Here is a 23,380-nt window from a genome sequence, read left to right on the forward strand (position 1 = left end):
ACCATATATAATCAGATACTTAACTTCGATATTAAGTGAGATGTCCAAGTGTAATGATGACAAACTGTTGTAAAAGCCTTGTCGAAAAATCAACAATTCCTAGCTTATAGAAACTGAGGCATGACAGTATTTCTATGCTAGTGGAAGTCTATAATTTCGATGGCATAATTTGAATGCACTATATAATAGTGCATTTAAATCTTTGCTTCAGGTTGGCTGGATACTTATTGCTAGTTGGTTTTAGTGACTTTATCTAAAACAACATCATCGCCTAATTTATAAAATTGCTCGACGATTTGTTCTTCTTGAATCAGTTCGGTTAAGCCTAAGCTCATATTTGCTCTAAATAAGGCCACGCCAGTATGACTTGCGGTTTCATATTGGCTGCTAAAGTGCTCAATATTGACCCCAAGCGCATTGAGACTATTTGAAATATGTAACACCAGTCCTGGGCGATCGTAAGCGACAAGTTGATAACTTACATGTTTGATAGGTGGTGCCGTTTGACTTGCTTGTGAATAAGTTAATGATAGGCCATCAATACATTCTAGTGCATCGACAAATGCATCCCATTTATCGACGGGCATTTCTAATTGTAATATTGCAGCAAAAATTCCGTCCAGGTGGCGCATCTCTGAATCTAACCAATTACCATCTTGACGGCTTACTGCATTAGCGATCTGTTCAACTAAGCCTTTTCTATCAGGAGCTTGAAGGGTAACCAAATAACGCATCATAAAAATCCTCTCCTACATGAAACTAAAATTCTGACTGTAACACTACTGTCATCTTTACGTCATATAATGCCAACCACTTTAAGTTGGGTTAATAATGAAAGACATTTATTGTCATCAGCATTTATTGTTAACACAGTAAATTACACAATCAAAGCGCTATTTTAGTGAATGATTAAATATAGAGGTTCTTAATGGAAAGTCAGGTAAGTCAACCTGGTTCTGCGGCTAAAAATCTACTTGTAGATCGCTATGCAACACGCAGAGCATTTAAGGATAAAGCAGCACAAGTTGCCGTCACTGTCGGTGGCACCATGGTGTTTGTTGCGTTATTACTGATATTTTTCTATCTGCTATACGTGATTAAACCTATTTTCGACGGTGCTGATATTCAGCCTAGCACCAAGGTGAGCATGTTGCACACTGATGTGCCTACCTTAATGGTTGGTAGTGATGAACAGAATGAAGTGTTATTTCGCGTGGCAAACGATGGCCAAGTGGATTTTTATTCTTCGGTAACAAACCAACTTATCACCTCGCATATTGTTAAGCTTCCAATCGGAACTACCGTGACTAGTAGTGCGAAATCAAGTCCGAATGAGCAACGCTTTGCATTGGGATTAAGTAATGGTCAGGTGCTGGTACTGGGAATCGATTTCGAGGTCACTTATCCTGACAATCAACGCTTGATTACCCCTAAAGTTCGTTATTTGAACGAAGAGCCATTAACGATTAATGCTAATGGTTCAGTTCATCATTTAGCATTTGATTTTTCAGACAACCGCATGAGCTTTGTGTTTCAAGACCAACAGGGTGTGTGGAATATCAATCGCCTTGATGGTGAAGAAAATATGATGACCGAAGAGGTTGAGTGGGTTTCATATCATTCTATTATTGAAGAAGCGCCGTCTAAATCATTAATGCCACTAATGACCCCTGATCATCGCCAACTTATTCTACCATCAGCCAATAAGCTGTATGTTTATGATATCAGTGATGCAGAAGCCGTTGAGTTGATGCAAGTGATTGATGTGACAAAAGGCGATGCTCATATTAAACAGGTGAATTTACTTGCCGGTGCTAGTTCAATATTGGTCAGTTATGACACAGGTATTGTTAGTCAGTTTTTTCAAGTGAATAGTGATAACGGCCGTTTATATCAGTACATTCGTGAGTTTGACGAGTTAGCTCCAATTGGCACAATGGCGACAGAGTTTTATCGTAAAAGCTTTGCAGTATTAAGCCCTGAAGGAGAGTTAACCCTATTATATGCTACCAGCCAACGTAATTTGTTTGATGAGAAATTTGACCTAGCTGACCCTGGGTTGATGTCATTTAGTCCACGTTCAAATGCGCTTATCATTGAAGCTGACAAACAGTTACATTTACTAGCCGTTGAAAATAGTCATCCTGAAGTTTCGTGGAGCGCTATGTGGCAAAAAGTGTGGTATGAAGGGTATCCTGAACCACAGTATGTATGGCAGTCAACCTCTGGTTCAGATGATTTTGAAGCAAAACTCAGCTTGATGCCGTTAGCGTTTGGTACTATGAAAGCCGCATTTTATGCCATGCTATTTGCTGTGCCATTGGCCATTGCTGGTGCTATCTACACGGCATACTTTATGACACCTAAAGTGCGCAATGTGGTTAAACCTACCATTGAAATTATGGAAGCACTGCCGACAGTTATTTTGGGATTTTTAGCCGGTTTATGGTTAGCTCCGCTGATTGAAGATCATTTACCCGGCATTTTAGCCTTGTTGATACTATTACCTACCTCTATTTTAACCAGCGCATTTTGTTGGAGTAAGTTGCCACAAAAATGGAAGCAACGTTTGCCTGAAACTTATCAGGAAATAATGTTAATTCCGGTGATTATTTTTGTTGGCTGGTTTTCATTTGCTATTAGCCCAACAATCGAAATCATGTTTTTTGATGGCAACACGCGTCAGTTTATTACTAATGATTTAGGTATTACCTTTGACCAACGCAACGCGTTAGTAGTCGGTATTGCCATGGGGTTTGCGGTTATTCCAACCATTTTCTCTATTGCTGAAGATGCTATTTTCTCAGTACCGCGCCATTTATCTAATGGTAGCCTAGCGTTAGGTGCGACAAACTGGCAAACCCTCACGCGAGTTGTATTACTGACTGCAAGTCCAGGTATTTTCTCTGCGATTATGATGGGGTTAGGTCGTGCTGTTGGTGAGACCATGATTGTACTTATGGCAACAGGTAATACCGCCATAATGGAGTGGAGTGTGTTTGAAGGTATGAGAACACTTGCGGCAAATATTGCAGTAGAAATGCCAGAATCTGCTATTGGTTCATCTCATTATCGCGTGTTGTTCTTAGCTGCATTCGTGCTGTTTATATTCACCTTCGTATTCAACACCATTGCAGAGGTAGTTCGTCAACGTTTACGTGACCGCTACAGTTCGCTTTAAGGAATAATGATGACTTTTATATACACAATTACCGCGGTCGTCTTGAGAGGTTTATATAATGGGTAAGTGGTTTAAATCAGGCTCACCATGGATTTGGATGACAGGTGGCGCAGTAAGTATCAGTTTGATTGCCGTGATAGGCTTATTACTATTGATTGCTTGGCGTGGCTTAAGTTACTTTTGGCCTGCTGAAGTTTATCAGTGGGAATTACAGAATCAAAAAGGCATTAAAAGTACCCTTATTGGCGAAATTTATGACCGGGAAGAAGTACCCACTGAACGCTTAATATCAGCTGGGCACCAATTTAACCAACATCCTGGAGAGTTTGTGACGCGCTACTTGGTGAAAACCGGTAACCGTGAATTTGTTGGTTTAGATTTTAGATGGATATTAGCGACAGACATAGTGAGTCGTAGCACGCCATCAGATGTCGCAAAATTTGAGCGTACCAAAAATGGTAACTTTTACGGTTATCCCATTGCAGTTATCGAAGATGGTAAGCGCTTAGCGCTTGAAGGTGGCGCGCTTGAAACGTCATTGATTGATCATATCAACCGTGCGGTTGATATTGGTGACGAAGCGTTAACGTTACAGAAAAGTGATATAGGTACAATTAACTATGAAATTGAACGTCTACGCTTAAAAGAGCGTAAGTACGAGTTAGAAGGTAAGTTAACCGCAGCAACCAAAGCAGAAATTGAAGCTGGCATTTATCAACTTAACCAAGATTACTTAGTGCTTGAAAAGTCACTTTTTGCATTACGTGACAAAGCGGCACGGGACTCGGTAATTATTCGCGATATGCGCGGCGAAGAGGTGACCTTAAAGCTAGACAGTATTCTTGATGTTAACTATGTTAATCACATGAGTTTTATCAGTAAAATTGGCCACTGGTTTATTGGTATGGGGCGGTTTGTTAGTGACGACCCTCGCGAAGCAAATACCGAGGGCGGGGTGTTTCCAGCCATATTTGGTACCGTGTTTATGGTCATGCTAATGGCAGTTATCGTGACCCCATTTGGTGTAGTTGCAGCGATATACTTACACGAATACGCTAAAAAAGGCCCGATTACTAAGATGATACGCATAGCGGTGATTAACTTAGCTGGCGTGCCATCTATTGTTTACGGTGTGTTCGGTTTAGGCTTCTTTGTGTACATGCTAGGTGGTTCACTTGACCAATTGTTCTACCCTGAGGCGTTACCCGCGCCAACATTTGGTTCGCCAGGGGTAATTTGGTCTGCACTCACTTTAGCTATCTTAACCTTACCCGTAGTGATTGTATCGACTGAAGAAGGTTTAAGCCGTATTCCAAGTGCTGTGCGTCAAGGCAGTTTAGCGTTAGGGGCGACGAAAGCCGAAACTCTATGGCGGATTGTTATTCCAATGGCGAGTCCAGCTATTATGACCGGGTTAATTTTAGCCGTTGCGCGCGCCGCCGGTGAGGTTGCTCCTTTAATGTTAGTGGGTGTGGTGAAACTTGCCCCAACACTGCCAATAGATATGAACTTTCCATTTGTGCATTTAGAGCGAAAGTTTATGCACTTAGGCTTCCATATTTATGACGTAGGCTTCCAAAGCCCTAACGTTGAGGCAGCGCGTCCTTTGGTTTACGCTACCTCGTTTTTATTAGTCTCGGTAATTGTCGCGTTAAATTTAACCGCCATTAGCGTGCGTAACCATTTACGTGAAAAATTCCGTTCGCTAGAACACTAATAGCGATATCCAGAGGGAAAATTAAAATGATTTCGATTGATCGTACAAACATGCAAACTGAAACTGTAGATTTAGCTAACTTACCTGCAGAGGATACCGCTTTAGAAATCCGTAACCTAGATTTACGTTACGCAGAAAAGCAGGCGCTATTTAATGTGTCGATGAAAATACCTAAAAAGCAGGTCACTGCCTTTATTGGCCCAAGTGGCTGCGGTAAATCAACCTTATTGCGTTGTATTAATCGCATGAATGACTTGGTGGACATCTGTAAAATAGAAGGTGAAATTTTACTTCACGGTCAGAATATTTATGATAAAAAAGTTGATGTGGCAGCGCTAAGACGTAATGTCGGTATGGTGTTCCAGCGTCCGAACCCGTTTCCTAAGTCAATTTATGAAAACGTAGTTTACGGTTTACGTTTGCAAGGGTTAAATAATCGTCGTGAACTTGATGAAGCGGCAGAGCGTTCATTACGTGGCGCAGCCATTTGGGATGAAGTAAAAGATCGTTTGCATGATAATGCCTTTGGTTTATCAGGTGGTCAGCAGCAACGTCTAGTTATTGCCCGTGCCATTGCCATTGAGCCAGAAGTGTTGTTACTCGATGAGCCAACATCGGCACTTGACCCTATTTCAACCTTAACGATTGAAGAATTGATCACTGAGCTGAAGCAAAAATATACCGTAGTCATTGTGACACACAATATGCAACAGGCTGCCCGAGTATCTGATAACACAGCGTTTATGTATATGGGCGAGTTAGTTGAGTATGCTGATACTAACACCATATTTACTACGCCCAAAAAACGTAAAACAGAAGATTATATCACCGGCCGTTACGGTTAATTGTTACTCAATAATGATACTGTCAAGCCAAATGCTCGGTATGGTAGGCTTAGGGTACAATTGAAAAGATTGGCGTAAAGTTCAAAAATTAGCTTAGGGTTGAATAAAATGGAAAAAGTAAATTTAAACAAGCATATCTCAGGTCAATTTAACGCAGAACTTGATGATATTCGTAATCGCGTGCTGGCAATGGGTGGCTTGGTAGAGCGCCAGCTAGAACAGGCATTAGATGCATTAGCTGGCCTAGATGCTGAATTGGCTAAAACGGTTATCGAAGGCGATCATAAAGTTAACGGTATGGAAGTGGCGATTGACGAGGAATGTACTCGTATCATTGCCAAGCGTCAGCCTGCAGCTAGCGATTTGCGTTTAATACTTGCTATTTCTAAAACCATTACTGATTTAGAACGCATTGGCGATGCCTGTGTACGTATTGCTAAAGCGGCAGTAGACAAACGGGCTAAAAGCCAAGAGCCATTATTGGTTAGCATTGAAAGTATGGGGCGTCATGCAACGCGTACGTTACACGCTACATTGGATGCATTAGCACGTATGGATGCCGAGCAAGCCTTAGAGTTGCATAAAGAAGATGCTAAATTAGACAAAGAATATGAAGGTATTATTCGTCAATTAATGACATACATGATGGAAGACCCGCGTTCAATACCGGGTGTACTTGATGTGTTATGGGCCGCGCGTGCTGTAGAGCGAGTTGGCGACCGTTGTAAAAATATCTGTGAGTACATTATTTACTACGTTAAGGGTAAAGATGTTCGTCACACCTCATATGAAGATATGGAAAAAGACTTAAAACTGTAAACCATTTTGTTTGATGGCCTGCATATGTAAATAAACCCTACCTATAATAAAACGCCTTAAGTCATCGCTTAAGGCGTTTTTATTTGCTTTAATAGCCAGAATATTGGCAACGAAAATTAATTATTCACACTATGAAAAACACATTAGCACGCGGACTGACCAACTTATTACCTATGGTGTTATCTATATGGTTATTCTGGTCATTATTTATCTCACTGGATGGGCTTGGCAAGTTATTACTCAGCCTGCTAGGTATTGAAGATTTGTTTGTCGGTGCGGGATTTATCTTAGTGGCGATCATTGTGTTTATTGCCGGTCTGTTATTTTCGGTCAGCCCAATAGTGCTACTTTATGGCTGGTTAGAGCGCCAATTAATGAGGTTCCCTTTATTCAAGTCAGTTTATGGCAGTATTAGGGACTTAGCGGGTTTAATGAACCGTGATAGTAATCATAAGGCGCAACAAACTGTGTTAATCAAACAAGCTAATGGTAGCTATATCGTCGGCTCTATTATGAGCGATAAACCGCCTCAACCTTTAGCTGATGCTTTGCCCGAAGGCGATTGGGTGCCGGTATTGTTTCAATTAAGTTATCAAATGGCTGGGGTAACCACACTGGTTAGGCGTGAAGATTTAATTGAAGTGGATTGGTCATTTGAAGATGCTATGCGGTTTAATTTGACAGCAGGTATTACAGCGACTAAAGCTAATGATGTCGCAAAACAACAAGAGAGCTCCCAATGAAGGATGAGCTGGTTAGATTATTTATTTCATTTCAAGCGTATAGAGGTTGTCAAAAAAAGCTAAAGTCGCTTTTATGCCTGTTTATTCTGGGTTTTACTCCCCAAGTATTTAGTGACGATAGTGCTACTCATTTTGTGGGTGTTGCTGATTCATCAATTCAAAATATTGGTAGAGTAGTATTAGGTGAGATTTGTTTTATCCAGAAGTTACATTGTAATATTGAAATGTTACCCGCTCCGCGTGCTGAACGGAATATGCGTGAGGGGTTAGTCAGCGGTGAAATTATGCGAGTTTGGCGTTATGGTGAAGATAACCCCGATTTTATTAGGGTACCAACGTCATATTATGAAATAAAAACTGCTTTTTTTACCCGTAAAGATACTCAGTATAAAATCGCATCTGTTGCCGATATTATTAATTTAAATGTAGGGGTATTAACCGGGGTAAAGCATACACAAAACTTAGGGCTTGATCCTAAAAAGGTATTCTACTCGACTACAACTGAAAAAATGATGGATTTATTGGACAAGAAAAGAGTTGATGTGGTCATTGCCAGTTATATGGATGGCATGGCTACTATCAATAAAATGCACGCAAAGAATTTAATCGTGCAATCAGCAACTATAAAAACGCAACCTGTTTATGTATATATTCATCCGAACAAAAAAGAGCTTGTGCCTATTATCGATAACGGCATTAAGGACTTAGTTAAGTCGGGTAAGTTACACGCGATAATTGCCGATGCTGAGAAAAACGTATTAGATTAATATTAAATACGCCGTGATTAAGTTAAAAAGGCGACTAGGCCTTTTTAACATTCAGCCAGATTTAAAAATTAGTTCCTGCCTGCCATTACGCCGCCGTCAATATCCCATATGGCACCGGTTACCCAAGTTGATTGATCCCCAAGTAAGAAGCAAACCGTGTTGGCAATATCTGTCGCAGTGCCAATTCTACCGATAGGATGAAATGCATCGAAAGAAGCCAGCACGCTGTCCATGTCTTTTTCGTCGATAAATGCGCCATATATTGGGGTGTTAACCACAGCAGGCGCTACCGCATTAACCCGGATGTTATAGTCGGCTAATTCCATTGCCATATGCTGAGTAAGTGAATGAAGCCCAGCTTTAGCCATCGAATATGCAGATGATGGCGTCGCCTTAATCGCCTGATGTGCCCACATAGAACCAATATTGACCACAGAGCCTCCACCATGATGACGCATATTATTGGCAACCGCCTGGGAGATAAAAAAGGTCGCACGATTTAAATCAGCATAAATATCAAAATCTTCCACTTTGTGGTCTAAAAATGGGGTAGGGTTAAAATAACCTGCAGCATTAACAAGATATTTAATGTGGCGAGTCGATTGATTAATCGTGCTAATTAGCCGTTCTACATCTGTAGCTGAGTAAAGGTCCGCTTCAATTGATTCAACCTTCGCCGCGCCCGCTAACATCTGTTTTGCTTGGGCTAACTTATCGGTATCACGGCCAATAATAATAACATCAACACCTTGTTGGTGAAGTTGCTTTGCTGTCTCCAGCCCCATGCCGCTTGAACCGCCTATAATCATTGCCACTTGTGTTGGTATCATCATTTTCTCAACTTGTTTGTAAGGTGTGGACACATATTACAAAAGCCGTTAGCCTATTGAAAAGTAGGCACAATCAAGTGTAGTAGGTACATATTGGTACGTTTTAATGAAAACTAACGAAAAAAAATATTTAAAGAAGTCAGCTCCCGAGCGAAGTGCCCGAATGGTAGAGACTATTTATGGCTGTAAATGGTCATTAACCGTGTATCAATTATTGTCTGATGGTATTAATCGGCCTGGGGCAATGGTGCGGTCGGTGGATGGATTAACCACTAAAGTGCTGAACACTTGCCTGCAGAAAAACACCAAATTTGGTATTTTAAAAAGAGTCACCTTTAACGAAGTGCCACCTAGGGTGGAATATAACGTCACCGAATTTGGTGAGAAATTTATTCGCATACTCGACGAGCTTGAAAAACTGCAAGTCGAAATATCCAATGATTTTGATACAACAATTGAGATTGATGATAACGATAACGAAATAGCTAACGACTAATCACTTTGCATAACAAATAGACATTTAAAATAGGACTAAACACGGACGTTAATGTATTTAACAGGATGCAAATCACAGAAAATAAAGACATTGTCGATAGGGCGGTGAAGTGTAACTGATAAATGATTGAGGGATGTTGTACATAAATGGATTTTTATAGGGATATATTCAATGAAACATAATGCACTTTGGTTAGCGATGTTGTTAACAGTAGGATCCACCTTGGTCAGTACTAGTAGTGACTTAGCAGCCAAACAAGCTAAACAGCCATTAGGCACCTGGGAAAATAAAGATGAAGACGGCGATGGTGTGCCGGATGTGCAAGACGATTATCCATTTGATGCGAGCCAATCAAAATATAAGCTTGTGCATGAACAAGAATTTAATAATAACCAAGATGTTGCCACGATTGTTAGTGAAGTACCCGCAAGATTATCAGGTGTTATTCAACAAATTAATGATTTAGATTTCTATAAATTGCAACTTGAGTCCGGTCAGCAACTGACATTTTTACTCTCCTCTATAAGTGACAAGCTAAATCCTGGAATGGCAGTGCTTGGAAGTGATGGAATCGCTATCAATACTTGGGTGCCTAACTATCATCCTGTTGGTCAGTTTAAACGTGCAATCCAAATTAAACCTCGGCAGTCTGGTGTTTATTATTTAGTGATTAATGATAAGCGATTTCAAGGCAATGCTGATTACACATACACCATAGATGTATTTTTTGATCATGATGTTGATGCGATTAATGATTCACACGAAAGCGCTTTTGGGTTTGCACTTTATTCACAAGATTCTGACTCTGATGGCGCCTTTGATGGTGACGAATTTCATGTCAATAATCATGATATGGATAATGACGGTATACCTAATTGGCTTGATAAAGATGCTGATGGTGATGGAATTAAAGATCAGTATGAAGGTTCATCTGATTTAGACCAAGATGGTCTTGCAGCGTTAGTTGATTTAGATTCTGACGGTAATGGCATATCAGATGCAGTGGATGTCGGGGGCAGTAGTTCAGCGCCAATCGATTCAGATGCTGATTCAGTGGCCGATTTTATTGACCTTGATGATGATAATGATCTTATTCTAGATGTTCATGATCAAGAGCCTCTAGTTAAGGTGAAGTCAGCACCTTATGGCACTGATAGTTATAAAGATATAGCCAGTATCTATTACCTGCTTGATGGGGAAACACCGATAAAAAATATAATGATTTCAAATAAAATGCATCGATTAACCGGTGAGGGCTTAACCGACGGCCTGTTGGTTTTTAATCGAAATACCCGTGTGCCGATTAATATGTCTGTTAGTGCTAACGCAGATGGCAGTATAGATTTTGTATTACCTGCTAATGCGAGCAACATAAGGTTTGTTACTTTAAACACAATTACATCAAATGAAGTCATTATTGAATATCGAAATCAATATATTCCAATACTGCTAGGCCAAGAAAAGCTACACACTTCTCCTAATGCGCACCTGGTTATTACAGGTCAAAAATTCAATGAACAAACGACGGTATTTGTTTCAGGTATTGAAATTATACCGACCAAAATTACCCCTACCGAACTATCTATTACTATCCCTAACACCATTAAATCTGGTGAGCTTTATGTCAAAAATACATACGGGAAAAGTAATACGCTAACACTGATTATCAATAACGCTGCTTTTTGAGTTTGAGTTTGAGTTTGAATATGGGGGATTATATCAAATGCAATCGCTTGGTAAGCAAATAGCAGATATCTGCAAAAATACCGTTTATCAATCAGATAGATTAACAATACAAATGAACTCAAACCGCTAGCCGCTTCATTTTATTGATAAGCGAGTACAAGCACATAATGGACAATGGATGATGTTTTATAAGGATGTACACAATGAACCAAACACTTTTTAAGCTGGTAGTTTTAATAGTTACCAGTATGAGCGTTGCCAGTTATAGCCCTGAAGTCGCAGCTAAAACTGCAGTTAACACCGCAGCTAAAACTACAGGGCAACAAACAGGTACCTGGGAAAACAAGGATGAAGACGGCGATGGCGTGCCAGATGAGCAAGACGATTATCCATTTGATGCCACCAAGTCTGAATACGAATTAGTGTATGAAAAAGAGTTTAACAATCATTTAGCGGTTGCAAACTCAATTAAAGATGGCGTGCCTTTCAGGGTTAATGGTGCCATCCAGCATAAACTGGATATTGATCTATTCAAGTTTAATTCGGTTGGTCGTAAAGCGGAAACCGTTATTCTAAAGTCAGAAAATTCAGATTTTGCGCCTTATGTCACCATACTCAACAAAAGCGGTGAATCACTGACTCCAGTGCCAACAAATTTCTCTCCAGTAGGACGGGTTCGTTATGCGGTTACTTTTACCTTAGCGATAGATGGGATTTATTATTTAGTTGTCAATGATCAGCAAAGACGCGGTGCACCTGAGTACAGTTATCAAGTACACGTTTTTGAAGATATTGATGTTGATGGTCTTGATGACTCATTGGAGTCCGCTTATGGGTTTTCAAACTTCTCCATTGACACTGACAGAGACAGAATATTTGATGCAAATGAATTTTATGTCTATGAGTATGATGATGTATTGGCACATGACATAGATAAAGACGGAGTACCCAACTGGCTTGATAATGATAGTGATGACGATGGCATCCTTGATCGAGTTGAAGGTATTTTCGATTTCGATCACGACGGTTTTGCCAGCTTTGTAGACCTTGACTCCGACGGTAATGGCATAAATGACGATGTTGAAGTTAAAGACACAAGTATGGCTCCAAGAGATTTAGATAATGATCGCCTGTATGATTTCTTGGACGTGGATGATGACAATGATGGATGGTTGGATATTCATGATAACGACCCATTGAATGCACTGCGCGTTGCCATGCCAGGAGACACGGGTTATAAAAACATCGTTTATTTGTCATATATTTATAGTGGCGACGAGATACATGGGGTTCAAATTGCGGGCGAAGCGCACAGCATTAGTGGCCATGGACTCACCGGCAGTGGATTTTTGGTATTTGATATGGGTAAAGCGGTTCCGCCCATAAACATGCCTGTAACGTCAAATAGCGCCGATAAAGTAAATTTCGTTATGCCAAGAGGCGCCGTTAACCTGTTTTTTGTTGCCGATGATTTTCGTTCAAATAAAGTGTTAATAAGTTATTCAGATGAAGACATTCCAATTTTCAACTCGCTGAATAATCCGTATGTTAGCGAAGGTGAACTTGTAGAGTTATCTGGAAAGCATTTTTTCGACGATACCAAGGTGATAATTGGTGAGTTAATAATTGATCCCACTATACATTCATCATCAAAGCTGACATTTATTTTACCTTCAGGCCTGCCTTCAGAAATTGAAATTACGTTAAAAAACAGTTATGGAAAAGGCAATAGCCGAATGATTAACGTTGGAAAAAGCGTCGTTGCAGATATCAATGCTGAAGTCATTAATAATGTTGATTTTATTAAGCTTTTTGTTGTTTCACTTCATTCACCAGCGACAGAGCCTAGCATGTTTAATTCGCAGGGAGTGACAGAGGTTATTGTTGGTTCTGGGCATGACGTTATCATCGTGATGTATCAAAACGAACAAGGTAAAAAATTGCCTTACTTTTATCGGACAGCATTTGGTGAGCAGGCGGGAGTGAGTCTCTCTCCGCTCGACAGAGCCATTTCAGCCGCGTGGTATAAGTCTAGAATAAGAAAACGCGTTCCAGCCTCTAAATGGCTAGATATTTATGATGACATTGGTGATCTGCCTGAAGTAAAAAAATTATCCAATTATATTTCTGGGCACTTGAGCAACCTTGAGTACACCGCTGACAGTCAATACTTAGCATTGGAGCAGGCGGCGGTAGTCGCTGTAACAGCATTTGGTAAGACACTATCAGAAAAAAGATAAACTAGGTTCACTTATGGCAACTTAAGGACAACGTTGGGCGGCGATGAATAAACTTATTGATCACGCCTTTTAGGGAAGAAAAAGCCACACAATGATATGTGTCACCCTTCTCCTAGAAAGTTTACCCTGACAAAACTAATTAAAACTAATTAAAACTATTCAACTGATTAGGGTTAGGTGAACTTTAGGCGGAAATACAGAAAAATCGCAAATTAATGCATTCATCTATTTTTATCGATTAAAGGAGAGACAGTTCATGCTTAAAAATACACTCATTTTGGGACTCATAGGTCTGTTACCTGTTTTTACCGTACAGGCGGAAAGCTATGAGGCGCTCAACCAAAAATGCATTGCGCTGCAAAAAGAGATTATTGCTGGCGATTTAGAGGCCGTGCTTACCTATTATCCTCCAGTGGCGAAAGAAGATGAAAAGCAATTTGCGTTTTTCAAAAAATATATGGGCAAAAGAATGAAGAGTCGTGGACGTTACAGAACAGAAGAGATTTCATCCGTGGAGATATTAAGCTCCGAGGAGGTAGCCATTATTGAAAGCGATCGTGAACTGCCCTTTGATATTGTCAAAAAAGTGCTGGTATTGCCCAAGATTGAGTTTGAAGATGGTCCCATCTTTAAGCCTGCCTGCCACTTTGTGCAAGAGAAAGCTTCCGGAAATTGGTACATGACCAATATATAAGCTAACACTTCAGCCTGAATCGGCCTTAGTTTCAGCTGGGGATACTGAAACTAAATATCCAAAAGTGAATAAATAATATGTAAAGTGGCCTGCGCGCCGCTTTTGACCAAGCACATAATGGACAATGGATGATGTTTTATAAGGATGTAAACAATGAACCAAACACTTTTTAAGCTGGTAGTTTTAATGCTAATCAGTCTGAGTCTTACCAGTTATAGCCCTGAAGTCGCAGCTAAAACTACAGGACAACAAACAGGCACCTGGGAAAATAAAGATGAAGACGGCGATGGCGTGCCAGATGAGCAAGACGATTATCCGTTCGATGCGGCTAAAAGTGAATTTTTCACACTGCAAGAAAGTGAGCAAAATAACCTTGTTGAAACCGCTGATGACGTAGCGGGACATTTCCCTTTTCGTATTTTAGGCACATTGCCCAACTCAGGTGATACCGATGTGTTTAAAATTACATTCCCAACAGAGCTAATTTCGCCAGAAGATAGGTTAAGTATTATTATTTTATCGAGTAATAATAACTTTAATCCTACGGCAAATTTATTCGATAAAAATGGCTCTCAACTCGTTACATACCGTGAAGACAATATTAAACCTGTTAATGGCTTTAAATATCATTTTATCTATTTCCCCAACGGTAATACCACTGCGTATTTAAGTATTTCTTCATTAAGGCAAGTGGGGGATGCGTCATATACAGCGCAAGTGTCGATAGATAGTGACTCTGATGGTGTGTCAGACATAACAGAAATAGCGTTAGGTATGAACCTACATGCCGCCGATACTGATAATGACGGTATTAAGGATAGTTACGAGTATTATGTTTACAGAAATGGTCAATTAAATACTGACGTCGATAACGACGGAATTGCTAACTTTTTAGATGATGACTCCGATAACGATGGCTTGCCAGATTGGCTTGAGTCATTCACTGATGCTGATAAAGATAGCCTGGGTAATTTTGTTGATACAGACAGTGATGGTAATAATATTATCGATGCTGTTGAAGCAATTAACATGGGCATACCGGTAGACACCGATGCCGATAATACACCTGATTATATTGATTTAGATGATGATGCAGACGACATTTTTGATATTTATGATAGTAACAGGCTTGTTCAAGTTGCTGAGTCAGATTCTAATGCTACAAAATTTAAGTTATATGGCGTAAGTACCATTTTAACTGAGCAGACGCAGCTTTCGGGGCAATCAATACAAGGGCAAACTATTTCACTATCGGGTACATTTGCAAACAATACCGAATATACCCTTGTATTACGTATTGGTGATGAGCTGTTTAATCAAAAAGTGGTGAGTGATAACCATGGAAAACTGAGGTTAAAAATACCGCCACTGAGTATTCTTCAAACGAGTAGTCTTGCAAGCAGTGTGTTTGTCTATTCATCTATGGATACACAGACTAATACCAGTCAATTCGAGTTATTAGCGCCTGAAGTGCCCATTATCACTGAATTTGATAATCGAACCTATGCTAAAGGAGAGGTGATTAGATTCAAAGGTTGGAACTTTAACTACAATACTTCGGCATGGTTCGGTGATATCAATGTTAAAAGTCATTCCCTTTCTAACAGCAAAGAAATTGAATTTAAAATTCCACATGAGATAAGCCAGTTTTCTGTTCAGTTACAAAATGGATGGGGTAAGGGCAATAGTCATCGACTAAAAATAAAAAATGAATTTTCAATACGCTTATCTGTACCCAAAGCTTTGTCAAGTCAGTATGACCGTTTGTACTATCGTGATGCTGGCGGCAATGTGAAAGATCTCAATGCCTCTGGGGTAACGGTAGTGGATCTTCCAGCGCTAAACGACCCATTGCTAACCCTGTATGTAAAGAAAGACGCTGAATACATAAAGTTGTATGCATTACCTATTCAAGGTAATGATATTCAGACCGTTTCTTTGGATACGACACTGTTTGCATGGTTGACATATGGCCACCCTAAACTGACGCTTGAGTCGATGAAAACAAACCCGTCATACCCTGCGCTATATGATTATGTGTATAGCCAATTACAACAAGATATCTACTTCTTTAGTTTTGCTGATGCAAACGCACAAAATGCGTTTTTCGAAAAGCTACGGGCTTTTGGCAATGATATTAAATAACAGCATGGTTTACTTTGCTTTTTTAAAAAATAGATACCGGAGTATATAAGTTAAATGGAGATTAATATGAGATCAGTAGCAAGCCTTATAACACTAAGTAGCATGATGCTATTCAGTACTTCAGCGAGTGCCTTGGAGCGCTTCGCGGGGATTGAAGATGGCTCAGATGCGAACCTAAAGGCCGTCTGCCAAGACTATATGGTTAATAGTTATTTGAAAAATGATCCTGAGATTTTTTTCCATTTATTGCCTAAATCAATGGTGAGCCGTGCAGAAAGATTGGAGAAAAAATGGTATGAAGGCCATTTAAAACGCTTTGGTGCTGAGTCGTTAACTGAGTATGAACTTTTTGATATGAAGGATGAAGTTGAAAAATCAGAATATAAAGGTCATCCAGTTAAAAGCATAAGCATAAAATATCAAGCGGGTGTTATGAAGCGTTATAGACGTAGTTCGTGCTCTTTTGAACAATTTGAAGATAATCGCTGGTACCTTGCCCAAAAACCTTAGCTAAGTAAACAAGCCCTATTGTTAAATCAATAGGGCTTTGCTTTTTTAATGCCTAAAGCATATTAAAGGGATTTATGAGTTATAAAATTTGTAAGCAGACAGATGATTGCATTGTGCTGCAAGATACTGGTGGCATCATCGATTTTATTTTTGGAATAGTGTTGGCGTCACTTGGCGCAGGGGTTATATATTTAGGTTGGTTTGGTTATCAAGATACGGGCGAGCTACTCATGCCACTTATTATTGCCCTTGTCGGTTGTTGTTTTTTCTTCCCCGTATTTAAAGTTAACCGATTAGTTATTGATGCTGTAAATAAAAAAATCATTAAAACCAAGTCTTGGTTTGGCATTACCACCAATAAGGAGGTTGTCACTAATCGCAGTTTATCTTTACTGGAAATGTCAGGTTTCACCAGCGGTGAAGTTGAGGCGTTTTTTGATAGCACTGAGCGGGCTAGACATCATTACAGCCTTAAATTCTACAGCTACCCAGAGTGGAACCTTTTGATTAGAAGTTTTCCAACTATGCTCGATATTGCGTTGTTTATTGAGCAACATTTTGATACCGAATTAGCCTTGGTCGTGCAGCATAAAAGACATAAGTTTAGCGCCAAAGGGCTATTGAAAAACCATCAAAAAACGCCATTACCTAATGACTCAATCATTAAAGAAACGGGGTTTCAACAGTTAACCATATCAGCTGCAAAGGGAGGAGTAATTGGACAGAGAATTGTGGCTGTTAGTATTATCTTTTGGGCAGTAATGACCAGCGTATTTTTGTTGTATTTGTCTGAGATGGAAGGTTTTATATACATCCCTTTTGCCGTTCAGCAGTTAATAGCATTCATCATTGTGAGTGGTCTTAGTTATATTAGTATTAATAGCAGCGTATCGACTCGCTTGAAGATTGACCATGGTAATTTGATTGTGAAAACAAGCGTATTTGGTGTAAGAAAATACCCATTATCTGAAGTGATTGGTGTGGTTAATGTGGCTAAAATAACTTATTTGATAACACGTCAAGGCTCAGAGCAACTCGCTTATAAAATACCGACAAAATATAGTTATGCCATTCACAGCTGGTTAATGTCATACCTTAAACGCTAAACAAAGGGTCTAAGTTTGGCGATATTAAACAAGCCGTAATTGATTAACATAAAAAGGACATTAGGTTGAATAAATTATTTTTTATAGTGGTATTTGTATTGCTCAATAGCAGTGTTGCAGAAGCTCAGTTTGATGAAGATTTACAGAAAAGATGCGTTAACATTGTCAATGATAAGCTGGTAGGGGATGTAGAGTCATTAATTCAATATTATTATCCTAAAACCAGAAGTAATCCTAAATTTGTTGATTTCTATATAAAAAGACAAGCCAAACACGCTAGAAGAATTGCGGAAAAAGGAGTTGCAGATAGTGTGACTGTCGTCGAGATGAACGAGCTGCCTAATCCAGCAAGCGACAGTAAGCATGCTGGATTTAATATTGTTGAACAACGCTCAATTCTAACTCATGTTAAGTTTTCTAAACAGGAGCGACCTGTAAGCTATGAATGTCAATTTGGTCGTGAAAAAGAGTCTAATGAATGGTTTATGTTTAATTAGATTTAGTTTTTAGATGATAAAAACAAACTAAAACGACTAACTTGTTAACCGTTTTTATATTTTTAACGACAAGACTACAGTGATTTTTTATGCCTTGGATAGCAAACAAGCTCCGAAAATTTAACAACACTTCCTCTTTATCAGACCAATTGGCACAACAGCATAAGGTTGTTTTAACATCAAATAGAATAGTGTGGCCCTTATCTAACTTCACTTGGACGCTATTTTTGCTGTGTTTAGTGGGTATTCCATTGGGGTTATTAGCATTGGATTATTATCAATATGTATTAGAGGCGACCTTTACTGCATTAGCCATCATTCTGGTTAGCCATTTTATGCTTCATTTTATTCTTTATTCTAACAAAGGTTTGAAAGCAACCTTAACAAAAGAGGCCATTGAATTACCGACGGCATTAATGGGGCGGCATTCGACAGGATATGTGCCATTTAGTCGAATTGAAGAAATTTGTATTCAACGTTTTTATCATATTTACCGCTATGTCAAACCCAGCGCCATTTTTAACTCGTCCGCCAAGGGCGAGATATACACCCACGCGCGTCTAATATTAAACAATGGCGAAGTGGTTAATTTATCTCGGGTAAACGTAATAGCATTACCTGAGCTTATCGAATACATACAGCAGCGTTATTCTCCAAAAATCAGTTATCGTTATCCAATACCTCTGACATTTCTAGGTGGGATGTTCCTGTTATATATCGTATTGCTTACCTCACATATTATGATGACTTAAGTGTTTGACTGGGCAAAATCTCTGCTTGGTATTGTTATGCCAGAACCGCTCGTTTGTAATGCACTGTAGTCAACGGTAGTCAATAGCGGGGGAGAGTGATTTAACTCAGGTTTGGTAAGGTGAACTGTGCGGATGCAAGCACCTTTTAGATTGTTATTAAGGTAAAGATGAGCTTGGAATAACATCAGTAAAAATTGAAAAAATGGATTTATATAGGGATATAGGCAATGAAACTTAATGCACTTTGGTTAGCAATATTGTTAGCTGCAAACTTAGGAATGAGTGGTTGTAATCGTGATTTAGCTGAGGGTGTGCAGCAACCGGAAACTCCTACTACTGCAATTGATTCTATAGAGGCAGTTGTTTCACCAAATCAAGTGGTTCAATCAGATCTAGGTAGGCTTATTGGTAGCTGGGAAAACAAGGATGAAGACGGTGATGGCGTGCTCGATGAACAAGATGACTATCCATTTGATGCGAGTAAGAGTAAATATCCGCTATTCATCGAACAGGAACCGAACGATTACCCTGGCATCGCTACGCGGATAGAAATTGATCAAGGGGTTAGAGTACAAGGGGTCATAAGTTCTGAATTGGACAAAGGTGATCTGTTTAAGTTTGTAACAACTGAGCTTAAACAATACACAGCTGTTTTCAAAACTTCATCAGCGAGATTTAAACCACAAGTGTACGTTTCAAACGCTGACGGACTAGTGATTGGTGCAATATTCTTATATAAGTACACTAAACCGAATGTGTACGTGGTTAATTTTCCTATTTACGACGCAGGTACTTATCAACTGAGTTTAATCGATGACAATTTTGCTGGGGGGCCTGACCTCTCGTACGAAATTGTATTTTTTAATGACACTGATGTTGATTCATTCGATGACATGAAAGAGCGTGCATTAGGTTCTGATTTACTTGAAAACGATATGGATCAAGACAAGATACTTGATGGTTTAGAGTTCATTTTTGGTATGCAGAATTCAACGATTGATCAAGATAATGATGAACAGCCCAATTGGCTTGACTCAGACTCTGACGGCGATGGTATTTCAGATTTGATTGAAGGCAGTGTTCTGGTCAACTCCAACCGGACACTTTTCTAAAAGAAATTTCAAAATCTATCGGTGACTGATCAGCATTTGCCGAGTGCAGTCGCTCTAGATTGTAATATTTCATATATTTAGCTACATCATCACACATATGGTGACGAGTTGGCTGTGGTATTTTTAATAGCCAATCATGCTTTAAACTACCAAAGAAACGCTCCACAACTGCATTGTCCCAACACGCACCGACATCACCCATACTCGCTCGACAGTTCAATTGTTTTAATAAACGTCGATACCCTTTACTCGTATACTGCGAACCTCTATCGCTATGAAATACTAAGCCTTTAGGTGGTTTTCGCAAGTTGTAAGCCTTCAAAAATGCTTTCTCCACTAAGCTTCTCGTCATACGCTTAGAGATATGCCAGCCGACGATTCTGCGAGAATACAAATCCATTACAACGGCAAGATATAGCCAACCTTCACCTGTTTTAAGATAGCTCACATCACCTGCCCATACTTGGTTTGGCCCAACAGGATTAAAATTCATATTAAGCAAATTATCAGCCACGCTATCACTGTGTTTACGCTTTGTGGTGACTTTATAAGCCAGACGTTGCGTTACCACCAGTTTCAATCGCGCCATTAACTTAATAGTGCGATAACGTGTAATGCTAACCCCTTCTTTGCGTAATGCTTTAGCTAACTCTCTGCTACCTAGGCTGTTTCTACTGGCCTTGAATAATGCTTTAGCTCGACGAAATAATTCTAGAGTGTCAGCAGTGATAAGCTCACCAGGCCTTTTAAGCCAAACGTAATACGCTGACGAACTGACTTGCATCACTTTACACGCCATCGAAATAGGAAATTTCGACTCAAGATTATTGATAAATGAATACCTTACTTCATTTCTTTCGCAAAGAAGGCGCTGGCCTTTTTTAGTATTTCGCGCTCCATCAATAAGCGTTTATTCTCTTTACGCAATAACATGAGCTCAGTGCGTTCATCTACAGATAATGCATCGCCTTGAGTTAGCTTTTTTTGTTTAGCCACCCAGTTATAAAGAATTTTATCTGTAATACCTAAAGACGCTGCTGCTTGGACTATCGTGTAATTTTGTTCAAGAACCAAAGCGACAGCTTCTTGTTTAAAATCATCTGGATATTGTTTATTTATTCGTTTAGTCATATTCACCTCAATAATGGCATTATTATATTCCTTTATTGAAGTGTCCGGCTAATTCAACCACAACACAGTGACGATATTAATCAAGACGGAATGGTTGATTTTTTAGCGCCTCAACGTTGATATAAATGGTCTATAAATCAATATCAACCCTCGAATCTATATAACCGTTTCAGCCCGATATTGGTCTTTTACATTTTTTAGAAGATATGTTTGATGATCTGGTTATTAATGTTTTTTCGGTTTTTTTAGTGTGATGAAGTGAAGGGGATATGGCCAAAAAAATAGAGTTAGGTGATAAATCTTGGTTTTATAATTTGCACATTAAAGGGACACGTAACTTTAACGCACAGAGTGATGTGAGTTTATATGTCGCTAATATAGGTTACCCGCTGTCTTCAGGTGTTTCGCCGTTATTGCTTATTTTGATGGTCGGTTTGGCTATTTTGCCTGTTAACTTGCCTAATACTGGCTTGCTCGTGTATTAGTATTAATCTACGTTGCTTTATCCCGCGCTGTCAAAGATGTTAATACTGGTATATAAAAAATTAATAGAGCTTCCACTTTGCAAAAATGAGCATTAAAAATAGTGTTAATGCTCATATCAAAGCCAGTTAGCCTTTTGATTTACAATATTGATCTAAATATTGCTTATGAGTTGGTAACGACTGAACGGTTTGTGAAATAGAATTTTTGATCCCATTCATAAACATATCTTGTTCTTTATCAGACATCATATCCGCTATAGGGTGGTGCATTTGAGGGGATAAACCTTGACCTTGCATTACTTGAATCCAAGAGTTTTCTGCAAATAAGTCCCAAGGAGCCTTGAATACATAGCCATGGTCTTTGAATAGTTCAAGTCGATGTGTTAATGAACTTGGAACCTCCATTTTGCTGCAATAACGCCAGAAGTTTGAATCATTTCTGTTGGTGAGATGATAATGCAGAATGATAAAATCCCGAATATATTGAACTTCTTCTTTGGCTTGGAAATTATATTCATTTATTACACTGTCAGTAATGCCTGTTTTTGGGAACATTTGCATCAATCTAATGATACCGCGTTGAATTAAATGAATACTTGTTGATTCTAAGGGCTCAATAAACCCACTAGATAAACCTAATGCAACACAGTTTTTATTCCAATGCTTTCTACGTTGGCCTGGGGAAAATTTAATAAAAAGTGGTTTTTTTAATATTTTCCCTTCAACATTGTTACGTAATAATTGTTCGGCATCTTCATCATTTAAATACTTGCTACAGTAAACAAGCCCATTACCCGTTCTATGTTGTAACGGTATACGCCATTGCCATCCAGACTCATGAGCAATGCAACGAGTATAAGGTTTAGGGTCTTCAATACTTTCTGTTTGAACGGCTACAGCACGGTCGCAGGGTAACCAATGTGACCAATCTTCGTAGCCGGTATGCAAAGCCTGCTCAATCAAAACACCTCTGAAGCCGGTACAATCAATAAATAAATCACCTTCTATAATGTGTCCTGAAGTCAATCTTAACGAGGTGATAAAGCCAGATTCTTCATCGATATTAACTTTATCAATAGTACCTTCTATTCTTGTTACACCGTGCTGTTCCGATATAGTGCGTAAAAACCGTGCGTACAAAGTCGAATCTATATGGTAGGCATACTTCAAACCACTATCAGGTAAATGGGCAAATTTTTGATTCATTCCCGCCTGAAGCTCTAAACAGTAGTCTTCATAGTTTGCCTGATAACCTTCCTGCTTGCTGCGATTATAAAATTGTAAAAAAGTCGTTGCCCAGCAATCTCTGCCAGTGGTACCGAAAGAATGGAAATATTCGCTGCTAGTGTCTTTCCAGTTTTCAAAATTGATACCCAGTTTAAATGTGGCGTTGACACTACTCATAAATTCCGCTTCATTAATTTTTAACATCTTATGAAACGTGACTAGGGGCGGAATTGTTGCTTCACCAACACCAACAGTAGAAATTTCATCTGATTCTACTAGTGTAATATTCAGTTTATTACCAATAAGTTTTGCTAGTGCTGTTGCTGCCATCCAACCTGCGGTTCCTCCGCCTGCAATTACAACATTTTTTACAGCTGATAAATTATTCATTTATTCA

At 39.3% G+C, this 23,380-nt stretch carries 21 protein-coding genes; 17 read left to right on the forward strand and 4 right to left on the reverse strand.

Annotated elements, in window-relative coordinates; translation table 11 throughout:
• Positions 1 to 230: 230 nt before the first annotated feature.
• On the reverse strand, positions 231 to 737 hold the full coding sequence (locus FJ709_RS07560; protein ID WP_226415055.1) for a glycine cleavage system protein R: 507 nt from the start codon (positions 735 to 737) through the stop codon (positions 231 to 233).
• Positions 738 to 928: 191 nt separating this feature from the next.
• Here FJ709_RS07560 and FJ709_RS07565 point away from each other — a divergent pair, with 191 nt between their 5' ends.
• The 6 genes from FJ709_RS07565 to FJ709_RS07590 all read left to right on the forward strand — a co-directional run bounded on the left by FJ709_RS07565 (position 929) and on the right by FJ709_RS07590 (position 8,072).
• Entirely contained in the window at positions 929 to 3,181 is a 2,253-nt protein-coding gene (locus FJ709_RS07565) for an ABC transporter permease subunit (RefSeq protein WP_226415057.1), read from the forward strand.
• Positions 3,182 to 3,239: 58 nt separating this feature from the next.
• Positions 3,240 to 4,898: a phosphate ABC transporter permease PstA gene (gene pstA, locus FJ709_RS07570; protein WP_226415060.1), complete on the forward strand. Its 1,659-nt coding sequence runs from the start codon at positions 3,240 to 3,242 to the stop codon at positions 4,896 to 4,898.
• A 26-nt stretch (positions 4,899 to 4,924) separates the two neighbouring features.
• Positions 4,925 to 5,743 (forward strand): phosphate ABC transporter ATP-binding protein PstB, encoded by an 819-nt coding sequence (gene pstB, locus FJ709_RS07575; RefSeq protein ID WP_226415063.1) that lies wholly within the window; start codon positions 4,925 to 4,927, stop codon positions 5,741 to 5,743.
• 108 nt (positions 5,744 to 5,851) lie between these two features.
• Entirely contained in the window at positions 5,852 to 6,562 is a 711-nt protein-coding gene (phoU, locus tag FJ709_RS07580) for a phosphate signaling complex protein PhoU (RefSeq protein ID WP_226415065.1), read from the forward strand.
• Between the two features lie 131 nt (positions 6,563 to 6,693).
• On the forward strand, positions 6,694 to 7,305 hold the full coding sequence (locus tag FJ709_RS07585) for a DUF502 domain-containing protein (protein ID WP_226415068.1): 612 nt from the start codon (positions 6,694 to 6,696) through the stop codon (positions 7,303 to 7,305).
• Positions 7,302 to 8,072 (forward strand): substrate-binding periplasmic protein, encoded by a 771-nt coding sequence (locus FJ709_RS07590; protein WP_226415071.1) that lies wholly within the window; start codon positions 7,302 to 7,304, stop codon positions 8,070 to 8,072. The genes FJ709_RS07585 and FJ709_RS07590 overlap by 4 nt, the downstream gene beginning before the upstream one ends.
• Before the next feature lie 68 nt (positions 8,073 to 8,140).
• Here FJ709_RS07590 and FJ709_RS07595 read toward each other — a convergent pair whose 3' ends face one another.
• Positions 8,141 to 8,902, reverse strand: coding sequence for an SDR family NAD(P)-dependent oxidoreductase (locus tag FJ709_RS07595; protein ID WP_226415890.1), 762 nt, complete (start codon positions 8,900 to 8,902; stop codon positions 8,141 to 8,143).
• A 106-nt stretch (positions 8,903 to 9,008) separates the two neighbouring features.
• On the opposite strand from FJ709_RS07595, the gene FJ709_RS07600 reads away from it, so the two are divergent.
• The 10 genes from FJ709_RS07600 (at position 9,009) to FJ709_RS07645 (ending at position 20,140) form a co-directional block, all read left to right on the forward strand.
• Positions 9,009 to 9,398 carry a winged helix-turn-helix transcriptional regulator gene (locus tag FJ709_RS07600; protein ID WP_226415073.1) on the forward strand — a complete coding sequence of 130 codons (390 nt, stop codon included), beginning with the start codon at positions 9,009 to 9,011 and terminating at the stop codon, positions 9,396 to 9,398.
• A gap of 171 nt (positions 9,399 to 9,569) precedes the next feature.
• On the forward strand, positions 9,570 to 11,084 hold the full coding sequence (locus tag FJ709_RS07605) for an MSCRAMM family adhesin SdrC (protein WP_226415076.1): 1,515 nt from the start codon (positions 9,570 to 9,572) through the stop codon (positions 11,082 to 11,084).
• A gap of 203 nt (positions 11,085 to 11,287) precedes the next feature.
• Positions 11,288 to 13,324 (forward strand): hypothetical protein, encoded by a 2,037-nt coding sequence (locus FJ709_RS07610; protein ID WP_226415078.1) that lies wholly within the window; start codon positions 11,288 to 11,290, stop codon positions 13,322 to 13,324.
• A 256-nt stretch (positions 13,325 to 13,580) separates the two neighbouring features.
• A complete protein-coding gene (locus tag FJ709_RS07615; protein ID WP_226415080.1) occupies positions 13,581 to 14,018 on the forward strand; it encodes a hypothetical protein in 438 nt (145 codons plus the stop codon).
• A 153-nt stretch (positions 14,019 to 14,171) separates the two neighbouring features.
• Entirely contained in the window at positions 14,172 to 16,163 is a 1,992-nt protein-coding gene (locus FJ709_RS07620; protein WP_226415083.1) for an IPT/TIG domain-containing protein, read from the forward strand.
• A 66-nt stretch (positions 16,164 to 16,229) separates the two neighbouring features.
• Positions 16,230 to 16,673 carry a hypothetical protein gene (locus FJ709_RS07625; protein ID WP_226415086.1) on the forward strand — a complete coding sequence of 148 codons (444 nt, stop codon included), beginning with the start codon at positions 16,230 to 16,232 and terminating at the stop codon, positions 16,671 to 16,673.
• Positions 16,674 to 16,747: 74 nt separating this feature from the next.
• A complete protein-coding gene (locus FJ709_RS07630; RefSeq protein WP_226415089.1) occupies positions 16,748 to 17,779 on the forward strand; it encodes a hypothetical protein in 1,032 nt (343 codons plus the stop codon).
• Positions 17,780 to 17,844: 65 nt separating this feature from the next.
• On the forward strand, positions 17,845 to 18,276 hold the full coding sequence (locus tag FJ709_RS07635) for a hypothetical protein (protein ID WP_226415091.1): 432 nt from the start codon (positions 17,845 to 17,847) through the stop codon (positions 18,274 to 18,276).
• An 89-nt stretch (positions 18,277 to 18,365) separates the two neighbouring features.
• Entirely contained in the window at positions 18,366 to 19,028 is a 663-nt protein-coding gene (locus FJ709_RS07640; RefSeq protein WP_226415093.1) for a hypothetical protein, read from the forward strand.
• Between the two features lie 227 nt (positions 19,029 to 19,255).
• Positions 19,256 to 20,140, forward strand: a complete 885-nt coding sequence (locus tag FJ709_RS07645; RefSeq protein WP_226415096.1) for a hypothetical protein — start codon at positions 19,256 to 19,258, stop codon at positions 20,138 to 20,140.
• Here FJ709_RS07645 and FJ709_RS07650 read toward each other — a convergent pair.
• Positions 20,115 to 21,271 (reverse strand): IS3 family transposase gene (locus FJ709_RS07650; RefSeq protein WP_226410792.1). Its coding sequence is split into 2 segments (ribosomal slippage): positions 20,115 to 21,025 and positions 21,025 to 21,271, totalling 1,158 coding nucleotides; the frame shifts between segments, so codons are not numbered across the junction. The two genes, FJ709_RS07645 and FJ709_RS07650, sit on opposite strands and share 26 nt — an antisense overlap.
• Positions 21,272 to 21,540: 269 nt before the next feature.
• Between FJ709_RS07650 and FJ709_RS07655 the strand changes: the two genes are divergently transcribed.
• Positions 21,541 to 21,756: a hypothetical protein gene (locus FJ709_RS07655; protein WP_226415098.1), complete on the forward strand. Its 216-nt coding sequence runs from the start codon at positions 21,541 to 21,543 to the stop codon at positions 21,754 to 21,756.
• 126 nt (positions 21,757 to 21,882) lie between these two features.
• Here FJ709_RS07655 and FJ709_RS07660 read toward each other — a convergent pair whose 3' ends face one another.
• The gene (locus tag FJ709_RS07660; RefSeq protein WP_226415101.1) at positions 21,883 to 23,373 is read right to left on the reverse strand and encodes a tryptophan halogenase family protein; all 1,491 of its coding nucleotides are present in this window, start codon (positions 23,371 to 23,373) and stop codon (positions 21,883 to 21,885) included.
• Positions 23,374 to 23,380 lie beyond the last annotated feature (7 nt).

Origin of the sequence: Shewanella glacialimarina, assembly GCF_020511155.1 — a bacterium.
GTDB lineage: Bacteria > Pseudomonadota > Gammaproteobacteria > Enterobacterales > Shewanellaceae > Shewanella > Shewanella glacialimarina.